Consider the following 11,508-nt stretch of genomic DNA (forward strand, 5'->3'; position numbering starts at 1 on the left):
CCCCGCAGTGCATACCGGTCGGTATGCTCGGCGGTGTCCGTGCGTCATCGCCGCCACCGTCCTCCGGGAGGACCCGTGCCCACCACCGACTCCCGCACAGCGCTCCGCGTGTGCCCGCTCTGCGAGGCGACCTGCGGGCTCACCCTGACCATCGAGGGCACCCGGGTCACCGGAGCACGCGGTGACCGCGACGACGTGTTCAGCCAGGGGTTCATCTGCCCCAAGGGCGCGTCCTTCGGCGCCGCCGACGGCGACCCGGACCGGCTGAGCACCCCCCTCGTCCGCAAGGACGGCGAGCTGCGCGAGGCCACCTGGGAGGAGGCCTTCGACGCCGTGGCGGCGGGGCTGCGCCCGGTCGTCGAGCAGTACGGGCCGAACGCCGTCGGTGTCGTCCTCGGCAACCCCAACGTGCACACCATGGCCGGCGCCCTCTACCCGCCCGTCCTGCTGGGCGCGCTGCGCACCCGCAGCATCTTCACCGCCTCCACCGTCGACCAGATGCCCAAGCATGTCTCCAGCGGGCTCCTGTACGGCGACGCGGTGGCGATCCCCGTGCCCGACCTGGACCGCACCGACCATCTGCTGCTCATCGGCGCCAACCCCCTGGAATCCAACGGCAGTCTGTGCACCGCCCCCGACTTCCCGGGCAAGCTGAAGGCCCTCAAGGCCCGCGGCGGCACCCTCACCGTCATCGACCCGCGCCGCACCCGCACGGCCAAGCTCGCCGACAGGCACGTCGCCATCCGCCCCGGCACCGACGCGCTGCTGCTCGCCGCGATGACGTACGTCCTCTTCGAGGAGAAGCTCGTCGACCTCGGCGACCTCGCCCCGCACGTCCAGGACATCGACGAACTCGCCGAAGCCGTACGGGACTTCACGCCCGAGGCGGCGAGCGAGGCATGCGACGTGCCCGCCGACACCATCCGGGCACTCGCCCGCGAACTCGCCGCCGCACCCACCGCCGCCGTGTACGGCCGCATCGGCAGCTGCACCGTCCCGCACGGCACCCTCGCCAGCTGGCTCGTCGACGTCCTCAACATCCTCACCGGCAACCTCGACCGGCCCGGCGGCGCACTCTTCCCCCTCTCCGCCACCGACAAGACACCCCGCCCGGCCGGCCCCGGCCGCGGCTTCGCCCTCGGACGCTGGCACAGCCGGGTCGGCGGGCACCCCGAAGCCAAGGGCGAACTGCCGCTGTCCTCGCTCGCCGAGGAGATGGACACCGCGACGCCGGAGGGCAGCCCGGTCCGCGCCGTCATCGCCGTCGCCGCCAACCCCGTGCTCTCCGCGCCGGACGGCGACCGCCTCGACAAGGCCCTCGGCTCACTGGACTTCATGGTCAGCGTCGACCCGTACCTCAACGAGACCTCACGCCACGCACACGTCGTCCTGCCGCCGCCCCCGCCCTCGCAGGCGCCGCACTTCGACTTCGCCTTCAACGCCTTCGCCGTGCGCAACCAGGTCCGCTACGGCCGCGCCGCGATCCCCCTGCAACCGGGCCGGATGCCCGAGACCGAGATCCTCGCCCGCCTCACACTCGCCGCGACCGGCATGCACGGCGCCGACCCGTCCGCCGTCGACGATCTCGTCATCGACCAGACCCTCGGCAAGTCCGTCACCGAGGCGCACTCACCCGTCCACGGACGTGACCCGCGCGAACTCGCCGCCGCCCTCACCGGCGAGTCCGGCCCGGAGCGACGCCTCGACCTGATGCTGCGCCTTGGCCCCTACGGCGACGGCTTCGGCGCGAACCCCGAGGGGCTGAGCCTGCGCAAGCTGCTCGCCCACCCGCACGGCATCGACCTCGGACCGCTCCAGCCGCGCCTGCCCGGCCCGCTGAAGACCCGCAGCGGGCGGATCGAACTGCTGCCGGGCCCCATCGCCGGCGACCTGCCGCGGCTGCGCGAAGCACTGCGCGAGCGCCCGGCCGGGCTCGTGCTCATCGGCCGCCGCCATCTGCGCTCCAACAACAGCTGGCTGCACAACGTGCCGGCCCTCACCGGCGGCTCCAACCGCTGCACCCTGCACATCCACCCCGAGGACGCCGCGCGCCTCGGCATCGCCGACGGGGCGCCCGTCCGGGTCAAGGGCGCCGGGGGAGAGGTGACCGCTCCCGCCGAGGTCACCGACGGCGTCCGCAGCGGCGTGGTGAGCCTGCCGCACGGCTGGGGACACGACCGGCCGGGCACCCGGATGAGCCACGCCGCCCTGGACCCGGGCGTCAATGTCAACCAGCTCCTCGACGGCTCGCTCCTGGACCCGCTGTCGGGCAACGCCGTACTCAACGGAGTCCCCGTTGAGCTGGCACTCACCGAGACAACGCTGTGACCTGGAGTTTTGCGCTTATTGCTCTCATGTCAACGTCTTGTTAACGCTGGATGGCGCGACCTAACGTCACCCTCACCGCCGGCCCTGGTGGGAGTTCAAGGGCGAACGTTAGGTATCCACTCATGCTGACCATCCTCGGCTTCACCATGATCGCGACCTTCCTGGTCCTGATCATGCTGAAGAAGATGTCGCCGATCGCGGCGCTCGTGCTGATCCCGGCACTCTTCTGTGTCTTCGTCGGTAAGGGCGCCAAGCTCGGTGACTACGTCATCGACGGCGTCACCAGCCTCGCCCCCACGGCGGCGATGCTCATGTTCGCGATCGTCTACTTCGGTGTGATGATCGACGTGGGTCTCTTCGATCCGATCGTTCGCGGGATCCTCAAGTTCTGCAAGGCGGACCCGCTGCGGATCGTCGTCGGCACGGCCCTGCTCGCCTCGATCGTCTCGCTCGACGGCGACGGTTCGACCACCTTCATGATCACGGTCTCGGCGATGTACCCGCTCTACAAGCGCCTCAAGATGAGCCTCGTCGTGATGACCGGCGTCGCCGCCATGGCCAACGGCGTGATGAACACCCTGCCCTGGGGCGGCCCCACCGCCCGCGCCGCGACCGCGCTCAAGCTCGACGCCAGCGACATCTTCGTCCCGATGATCCCGGCCCTCGCCGTCGGCCTGCTCGGTGTCTTCGCCCTCGCGTACGTCCTCGGCCGCCGCGAGCGCAAGCGGCTCGGTGTGCTCACACTGGACGAGGTCCTGGAGCCCGCCGAGTCCGAGACGGTTCTGGTCGGCGCCGGTGGCGGCTCCGAGGGCAAGAAGGGCCCACGTACGGGCGGTGCGGGCTCCGGCACGGACGCCGAAGCCCCCGAGACGGACGACGACGGCTTCCAGGGCCTCGACCCGAACCGCGCCACCCTGCGCCCCAAGCTCTACTGGTTCAACGCGCTCCTCACGGTCACCCTGCTCACCGCCATGATCATGGAGTGGCTGCCGATCCCGGTCCTCTTCCTGCTCGGCGCGGCCCTCGCCCTCACCGTCAACTTCCCGCACATGCCCGACCAGAAGGCCCGCCTCGGCGCCCATGCCGAGAACGTGCTCAACGTCTCGGGCATGGTCTTCGCCGCCGCCGTCTTCACGGGCGTGCTCCAGGGCACGGGCATGGTCGACCACATGGCCAAGTGGCTGGTCGGCAACATCCCCGACGGCATGGGCCCGCACATGGCCTTCGTCACCGGTGTCCTGAGCATCCCGCTCACGTACTTCATGTCCAACGACGGCTTCTACTTCGGCATCCTCCCGGTCCTCGCCGAAGCGGGCCACGCCCACGGCGTCTCCTCCCTGGAGATCGCCCGCGCCTCGCTCGTCGGCCAGCCGCTGCACATGTCGAGCCCGCTGGTGCCCGCCGTCTACGTCCTCGTCGGCATGGCGAAGGTCGAGTTCGGCGACCACACCAGGTTCGTGGTCAAGTGGGCAGCGCTCACCTCGATGGTCGTGCTCGGCGCGGGAATCCTCTTCGGCATCATCTGATGAAGGACGCTTCCGGGCCCGGCCGGGGCTGGCTGCTGCGCCTCGTCATCGCCTTCTCCTTCGCGCAGGGGGCGGTGTCGATGGCGCGGCCCGCCGTCTCCTACCGGGCCCTCGCGCTGGGCGCCGACGAGCGCGCGATCGGAGTCATCGCGGGCGTGTACGCGCTGCTCCCGCTGTTCGCCGCCGTACCGCTCGGGCGCCGTACGGACCACGGGCGTTGTGCCCCGCTCCTGCCCGTCGGCGTCGTCCTCATCGCGGGCGGCTGCGCGCTGAGCGGCAGGGCCGACTCGCTGACGGCGATGGCCGCCTGGAGCGGCGTGATGGGCCTCGGCCATCTCTGCTTCGTCATCGGCGCCCAGTCGATCGTCGCCCGCCAGTCCGCACCGCACGAACAGGACCGCAACTTCGGGCACTTCACCATCGGCGCGTCCCTGGGCCAGCTCGTCGGACCGATCGCCGCCGGCGCCCTCATCACCGGCCCCGACCGGGCGGGCACCAGCGCGCTGGCCCTGCTCGTCGCGGGCGCGGTCGCCGCGGTCTCCTGTACGTCGCTGTGGCGCATCGAACGCCCTGCGACGTCCAAGTCGCCTGCGGGACAAGGCGATCGCGTTCCCGTCGGCCGCATCCTGCGCACCCGGGGCGTTCCGGCGGGCATCTTCATCAGCCTCGCCGTGCTGTCCGCGACGGACATCCTCACCGCGTATCTGCCGGTCGTCGGCGACCACCGGGGCATCGAGCCGTCCGTGATCGGTCTGCTGCTGAGTCTGCGCGCGGCGGCGACCATCGCCTGCCGGCTGGTCATGACGCCGATGCTGCGCCGGCTCGGCCGGGCGGCGCTGCTCACCGTGACCTGTCTGGTGGCAGGTCTGCTCTGCGCGGGCATCGCGCTGCCGGTGCCGGTGTGGGGGCTCGCGGTGATGCTGCTGGTCCTCGGCTTCTGCCTGGGGGTCGGCCAGCCGCTGTCCATGACCACGGTCGTCCAGGCGGCCCCGGGCGGCGCGCGCTCCACCGCGCTGGCCCTGCGGCTGACCGGCAACCGGCTCGGCCAGGTCGCCGCGCCCGCCGCGGCCGGTCTGGTGGCCGGAGTCGCGGGTGTGGCCGCTCCGTTCGTGATGCTCGGCGCGCTGTTGCTGCTGTCCTTCGGGGTAGCGCTGCGCTCGCCGGGGCGAACGGACCGGGGAACCGGCGGCGGGGACCCGGTGCGGGCCCGGTCGGGGGTCCGGGAGCGGTTGCGCCGGAAGAGCGATATCTGACGGAGCGTCGGGCGAAGGTCCCCACGTTCGCGGGGCGGATGTGAAAGAGAGTCAGACGAAGCGCGATTTATATGAAAATCGTCTGACTCGGAGGAACCCTCATGTCCACCCTCGTCATCCCCCGCCGCGGTGGCGCACGCCTGACAGCCGCCGCCACCCTCGCCGCGCTCACCGTCGCGGGCACCGCCCTCGCCGGGGCCCCGGCCGCGTTCGCCGCTCCCACGGCGCCCGGCGACAACGGAACGGTCAAGATCCACACGCCGGACACGGACCCCGGAGACCCGAAGGACGAGCCGAAGGTCTGCGAGTTCTACCTCGACGGCACCGGCTTCGACGCGATGCAGAAGTTCCACTGGTCCATCAAGACCCAGCCGCCCGTCCCGGGCGGCGACACGGCCGAGGGCGACCTCGTCGCCGACGCGACCGGGGCGGCGCACACCGCCAACGTGCCGCTGGCCGACGGGATGTACAAGCTGACCTGGAAGTTCGAGGGCGAGAACGGCGCGGGCAAGATGAAGGTCTTCAAGGTCGACTGTGCGGGCTCCACGCCGTCCCCGACCCCGACCCCGACTCCCACCTCGACGCCGCCCGGCGGACCGGGTGGACCGCACGGTGGACCGGGCGGACCGCACGGCGGCCCGCCTGCCGGCGGCGGTGGCCTGGCCCGCGGCACCGGGGACTTCTCGCCGGTCGCCGGCGCGGCGGCAGCGGGACTGGTCGTGGTCGGAGGAGCCGTGTACTTCCGGCTGCGCCGCCGCCCCGATGGCGAGGCGTAACCGACGCCGCAGGCCCTGGTACCGGACGCGCGCCTACCGCCTGACCAGGACGATCGTGGTCACGATCGCCCTGGCGGTGGGCGGCGTCTGGTGGGCGCACGACGACGAGCCGGCCGCACCGGCCACGGCGGGGCCGGGGGGTGCCCGAGCGTCCTCCGGCCCCGCCGCCGGGAACCGGCCGCATCCGCCCAGGCGGCCCCCCGCCCCACCGGCGCCGCTGCCGCCCTCCCGGCCCACCACCCTCGCGATCCCCTATCTCGGTCTGGAGGCACCGGTGGTCGGGCTGCGGCTCGACAGCGCCAGCCGCCTCACCGCGCCGCCGATGGAGGACCCCAAGCTGGTCGGCTGGTACGACGGCGGACCGATGCCGGGCGGGGCCGGCACGGCCGTCGTCGTCGGCCACCGCGACACCAGAACCGGACCGGCCGTCTTCGCCGCTCTCGACCAGCTCCGCCCCGGCAAGCCGATCGAAGCCCGTCGTGCCGACGGACGGGCAGCCGTCTACACCGTGGACGCCGTGCGGACGTACGAGAAGGCGCGCTTCCCCGACAAGGAGGTGTACGGCGCCAGGGACCGCCCGGAGCTGCGACTGATCACCTGCGGCGGCGCCTACGACCCGAAGACCGGCTACGCCGGCAACATCGTCGTCTTCGCGCATCTGACGGCGACCCGGGGTCCGGCGCGCGGGGCGTGAACGGACCGGGGAGCCGGGGAGCGCCGGCCCGAGGTCCCAATCGGCCGGAAAGGGGCTGGAAGGGACGAGAGGAAGGCTGAAGCGGGCCGTCCGCTTTCTCACGGGGTGGACCGGACCACCCGATCCCGCCGCGCGTCTTCCCCCGGGTGTGTGCGGTCCGTTAGCTTCCGTGACTCATACGCCCCGTACGACCCGCACGGGACGTTCGACCGTGGAGCACCTACGTCCTGTGAGCCCCCGGGGGGCACCCCTCATGACACGCGCCATCTCCCTGCACAACGTCAGCAAGGTCTACACGCGCGGCGCCCGCGTGGTGGAGCGGCTGTCACTGCACATCCGGCCCGGTGAGTTCCTGGTGCTGCTCGGGCCCTCCGGCTGCGGCAAGTCGACCGTGCTGAGAATGATCGCCGGACTCGAGGACGCCACCGAGGGCGAGGTGCGCCTCGACGGCGAGTACGCCAACGATCTTGCGCCCGCCGAGCGGGACATCGCGATGGTCTTCCAGAACTTCGCCCTCTACCCGAGCATGACCAGCCGCGACAACATCGGCTTCCCGCTGCGCATCGAGGAGCCCGGCGCGGACCCGCGCCCACGCGTCGACGCCACCGCCCGGATGCTCGGCATCGAGGACCTCCTCGACCGCTTCCCGAGCCAGCTCTCCGGCGGTGAACGCCAGCGCGTCGCCATGGGCCGGGCGATCGCACGCCACCCGTCGGCCTTCCTGATGGACGAGCCGCTGTCCAACCTCGACGCCAAGCTGCGCAATCACCTGCGCGCCGAAATATCCAGCCTGACCAGGGACTTGGGCGTCACCACGGTGTACGTCACCCACGACCAGTCCGAGGCCATGTCCCTCGGCGACCGGGTGGCCGTCCTGCGCGGCGGTGTCCTGCAGCAGGTGGGCACACCGCGGGAGGTCTACGCGCTGCCCAGGAACGTCTTCGTCGCCGCCTTCATCGGCACCCCGCGGATCAACCTGCTGCGCGGCCTCGTCCGCGCCCCGCTCGACGGCGCGATGTCCATCAGCCTCGGCAAGCAGTACCTGCGGCTGCCCGAACCCCTCTCCCTCGACCACCAGTTGCTCCGGGTGCAGCAGGGGCGCGAGGTCATCGTCGGGCTGCGCTCCGAGGCCGTCCGCATCGGCAAACCCGCCGCCGCCCGCCCCGGCGAGGTGGCGATCAGCGGTCTCGTCGAGCATGTGGAGTTCCAGGGCCACGAGGTCCTCGTCCACTTCAACACCGGCTCGCGGCCGGCCGTCGTACCGGACCTGGAGGCGCCGCGCCCGGTCCGGCCGGCCCGTCGGCGCCGCCGCGAGGGCACCGTCATCGACCGGCTGAAAGAGCGGGCGGGCGCCCTGCGGGCCGGGCCCGTCGTGGTCCTCGAACACCCCGGGGACACGGGACCCGAGCGCCCCGAACCGGCGCCCCCGGAGGGCCGCCTGCCCGGTGACCTCGTCGTCCGCACCACCCCCGACATCGACCTGCGCCACGGGATGCAGGTCCCCCTCCTCGTCGACCTCGCCCACCTGTTCGTCTTCGACCAGCACGGCGAACGGATCTGCCCGGCCCCGGCACGGCTTCCGGATCTGGAGGAGTGAAACCGCTAGGGATGGGTGCATGAAACCGCACCTCCTCCGTACCCGGGCCGTCCTCACGGCGGTCGGACTCCTGCTGGCCGCCGCTCCGGCCGCGTACGCCACTCTCGCCGACGGGGTGCCCGCGGCAGCCGTCGCGGCCGCGGGTCCCGCCATGTCCGTTCCGGCGCGCGGGAAGCCGTACGTCGAGAGCCGGCTCCTTTTCGGCACTCAGCGGCCCGACGGCGGCCCGGCCGTCACCGACCGGCAGTTCATGGCCTTCGTCGACCGGGAGATCACGCCGGACTTCCCGGACGGGCTCACCGTGCAGAGCGGGCGCGGGCAGTGGCGCGACGCGCACGGCACCGTCGAGAAGGAGCGGTCGTACGTGCTGACGCTGCTGTATCCCGTGGCGCGGGCGGGCACGAGCGACCGGCGGATCGAGGAGATCCGCCGGGCGTACGAGAAGGCCTTCGGGCAGGAGTCGGTGGGCCGGGTGGACGATCGGGCCCGGGTCGACCTGTGAGGGTTTCCGGCCGGTCCCGTGCGTCTGGTGACCGGGGGCGCCTGGCGCACAAAAACTAACATCGCTAGTTTGTGAGCCGGACGACGCAGCCCATCCGGGAGGAAGCACGATGCAGGCACACGACGGCATGTACATCGACGGAGCCTGGCGGCCCGCAGCGGGCGGGGACACGATCGAGGTCGTGAACCCGGTCGACGAGCAGGTGATCGGCCGTGTCCCGGCGGGCAGCGCCGAGGACGTCGACACCGCCGTACGGGCCGCCCGCGCCGCCCTGCCGGGCTGGGCGGCGACCCCGCCCGCCGCACGCGCGGCGCGCCTGGGAGCCCTGCGGGACGTCCTGGTCGCCCGCAAGGACGAGATCGCCGAGACCGTCACCGCCGAACTCGGCTCGCCGCTCGCGTTCTCGCAGGCGGTCCACGCGGGCGTGCCGATCGCGGTCGCCGGCTCCTATGCCGAACTGGCGGCGACCCACGCCTTCGAGGAGCGGATCGGCAACTCGACCGTCCACCACGAGCCGGTCGGCGTGGTCGGTGCCATCACCCCCTGGAACTACCCTCTGCACCAGATCGTCGCCAAGGTCGCCCCGGCGCTGGCGGCGGGCTGCACGGTGGTGCTGAAGCCCGCCGAGGACACCCCGCTGACCGCACAGCTCTTCGCCGAGGCGGTCCACGAAGCGGGTGTACCGGCAGGCGTGTTCAACCTGGTCACCGGCCTCGGACCGGTCGCGGGCCAGGCCCTCGCCGAGCACGAGGGCGTGGACCTGGTCTCCTTCACCGGGTCCACGGCCGTCGGCCGGCACATCGGCGCCACCGCCGGCGGTGCCGTCAAGAGGGTGGCCCTGGAGCTGGGCGGCAAGTCGGCCAACGTCATCCTGCCGAGCGCCGACCTCGCCAAGGCCGTGGCCGTCGGCGTCGCCAACGTGATGTCCAACTCCGGCCAGACGTGCAGTGCCTGGACGCGCATGCTCGTGCACCGCGACCAGTACGACGAGGCGGTCGATCTCGCCGCGTCCGCCGCGGCCAAGTACGGCGACCGGATCGGACCTGTGGTGAACGCCAAGCAGCAGGCCCGGGTGCGGAGCTACATCGAGAAGGGCGTGGCCGAGGGCGCCCGGCTGGTCACGGGCGGCCCCGAATCCCCGTACGAGCGCGGCTACTTCGTCAGCCCGACCGTCTTCGCCGATGTGACCTCCGACATGACGATCGCCCAGGAGGAGATCTTCGGCCCGGTCCTCTCGCTCATCCGGTACGAGGACCAGGAGGACGCGCTGCGGATCGCGAACGGCACGGTGTACGGCCTCGCGGGTGCCGTCTGGGCAGGGGACGAGGCGGAGGCGGTCGCCTTCGCCCGCCGACTGGAGACCGGGCAGGTCGACATCAACGGCGGCCGCTTCAACCCCCGTGCCCCCTTCGGCGGTTACAAGCAGTCGGGAGTGGGTCGCGAACTGGGTCCGCACGGTCTCGGCGAGTATCTCCAGACCAAGTCCCTCCAGTTCTAGGCCGGTTGGCCGTACTGCAATCCACATCGCTCTATTTTTGGGAGAGTTGCCTCCATGGCCGTCCGTGCCGCCGTCCTGCCCGCCATCGGTGCCCCGCTGGAGATCACCGACATCGAGCTGCCCGAGCCCGGCCCCGGCCAGGTCCGCGTCCGCCTTGTCGCCGCCGGGGTCTGCCACTCCGACCTGTCCCTGTCCGACGGCACCATGCGGGTGCCGGTGCCCGCGGTTCTCGGCCACGAGGGTGCGGGCACGGTCGTCTCCGTCGGTGAGGGCGTCACACATGTCGCGCCCGGCGACGGAGTCGTCCTCAACTGGGCGCCCTCCTGCGGTCGTTGTCATGCGTGCTCGCTCGGTGAGGTGTGGCTGTGCGCCAACGCGCTGAACGGCGCGGCCGACGTGTACGCCCGGCGCGTGTCCGACGGGAGCGACCTGCACCCCGGACTGAACGTCGCCGCGTTCGCCGAGGAGACCGTCGTGGCCGCCGGCTGTGTGCTCCCCGTACCGGACGGCGTACCGCTCGCCGACGCGGCCCTCCTCGGCTGCGCCGTTCTCACCGGCTACGGCGCCGTCCACCACTCGGCGAAGGTCCGGGCGGGCGAGACCGTCGCGGTGTTCGGAGCCGGCGGGGTCGGTCTGGCGGCCCTGCAGTCCGCCAGGATCGCGGGCGCCTCCAAGATCGTCGCGGTCGACGTCTCGTCCGCGAAGGAGTCCCTCGCCCGCGAGGCCGGCGCCACGGACTACGTCGTCGCCTCCGAGAACACCGCCCGCGAGATCCGCGCCCTCACCGGCAAACAGGGCGTCGACGTGGCCATCGAGTGCGTCGGCCGCGCGGTCACCATCCGCACGGCCTGGGACGCCACCCGCCGGGGCGGCCGCACCACGGTCGTCGGCATCGGCGGCAAGGACCAGCAGATCACCTTCAACGCCCTGGAGATCTTCCACTGGGGCCGCACCCTCGCGGGCTGCGTCTACGGCAACTCCGACCCGGCGAAGGACCTCCCGATCCTGGCCGAGCACGTCCGCGAGGGACGCCTCGACCTGGGATCCATGGTGACGGAACGCATCACCTTGGAGGACATCCCGACGGCGTTCGAGAACATGGCGGCGGGCAAGGGGGGACGGGCGCTGATCACGAGCTTCTAGGCGCTTTCAGCCCGTCCGGCGTTTGAGGACGGGGCCGTTCAGGCCGATGGGCGGGGGGTCGGGGCGGCAGCCCCCGGGTACGGGACGGCAGCCCCCGGGTGCGGGACGGGCAGGGGCGGAGGGGGCGAAAACCCCGTAGGGCCGCCCCTGAAGCTCAGCCCGCCCCGCGGCTAGCTCCGCGGGTCCGGAGC

General features: G+C 72.2%; 9 protein-coding genes. All 9 read left to right on the top strand.

Annotation, left to right across the window (positions count from 1 at the left end):
* Positions 1 to 75: 75 nt before the first annotated feature.
* The 9 genes from ACN6LB_RS33105 (at position 76) to ACN6LB_RS33145 (ending at position 11,317) form a co-directional block, all read left to right on the top strand.
* On the top strand, positions 76 to 2,328 hold the full coding sequence (locus tag ACN6LB_RS33105; protein ID WP_445029061.1) for a molybdopterin oxidoreductase family protein: 2,253 nt from the start codon (positions 76 to 78) through the stop codon (positions 2,326 to 2,328).
* 122 nt (positions 2,329 to 2,450) lie between these two features.
* A complete protein-coding gene (locus ACN6LB_RS33110) occupies positions 2,451 to 3,854 on the top strand; it encodes a CitMHS family transporter (RefSeq protein WP_445029062.1) in 1,404 nt (467 codons plus the stop codon).
* A complete protein-coding gene (locus tag ACN6LB_RS33115; protein WP_445029063.1) occupies positions 3,854 to 5,107 on the top strand; it encodes an MFS transporter in 1,254 nt (417 codons plus the stop codon). Before ACN6LB_RS33110 ends, ACN6LB_RS33115 begins: the two co-directional genes overlap by 1 nt.
* 101 nt (positions 5,108 to 5,208) lie before the next feature.
* On the top strand, positions 5,209 to 5,883 hold the full coding sequence (locus tag ACN6LB_RS33120; RefSeq protein WP_445029064.1) for a hypothetical protein: 675 nt from the start codon (positions 5,209 to 5,211) through the stop codon (positions 5,881 to 5,883).
* Positions 5,870 to 6,577, top strand: a complete 708-nt coding sequence (locus ACN6LB_RS33125; RefSeq protein WP_445029065.1) for a class F sortase — start codon at positions 5,870 to 5,872, stop codon at positions 6,575 to 6,577. Before ACN6LB_RS33120 ends, ACN6LB_RS33125 begins: the two co-directional genes overlap by 14 nt.
* Before the next feature lie 253 nt (positions 6,578 to 6,830).
* A complete protein-coding gene (locus tag ACN6LB_RS33130; RefSeq protein WP_356149244.1) occupies positions 6,831 to 8,174 on the top strand; it encodes an ABC transporter ATP-binding protein in 1,344 nt (447 codons plus the stop codon).
* A gap of 19 nt (positions 8,175 to 8,193) precedes the next feature.
* A complete protein-coding gene (locus tag ACN6LB_RS33135) occupies positions 8,194 to 8,676 on the top strand; it encodes a DUF3574 domain-containing protein (RefSeq protein ID WP_445029066.1) in 483 nt (160 codons plus the stop codon).
* Between the two features lie 109 nt (positions 8,677 to 8,785).
* Positions 8,786 to 10,174 (top strand): aldehyde dehydrogenase family protein, encoded by a 1,389-nt coding sequence (locus tag ACN6LB_RS33140; RefSeq protein ID WP_445029067.1) that lies wholly within the window; start codon positions 8,786 to 8,788, stop codon positions 10,172 to 10,174.
* A 54-nt stretch (positions 10,175 to 10,228) separates the two neighbouring features.
* Positions 10,229 to 11,317 carry a Zn-dependent alcohol dehydrogenase gene (locus ACN6LB_RS33145; RefSeq protein WP_356149235.1) on the top strand — a complete coding sequence of 363 codons (1,089 nt, stop codon included), beginning with the start codon at positions 10,229 to 10,231 and terminating at the stop codon, positions 11,315 to 11,317.
* Positions 11,318 to 11,508: the final 191 nt, after the last annotated feature.

Source organism: Streptomyces sp. SAS_270 (assembly GCF_052543295.1).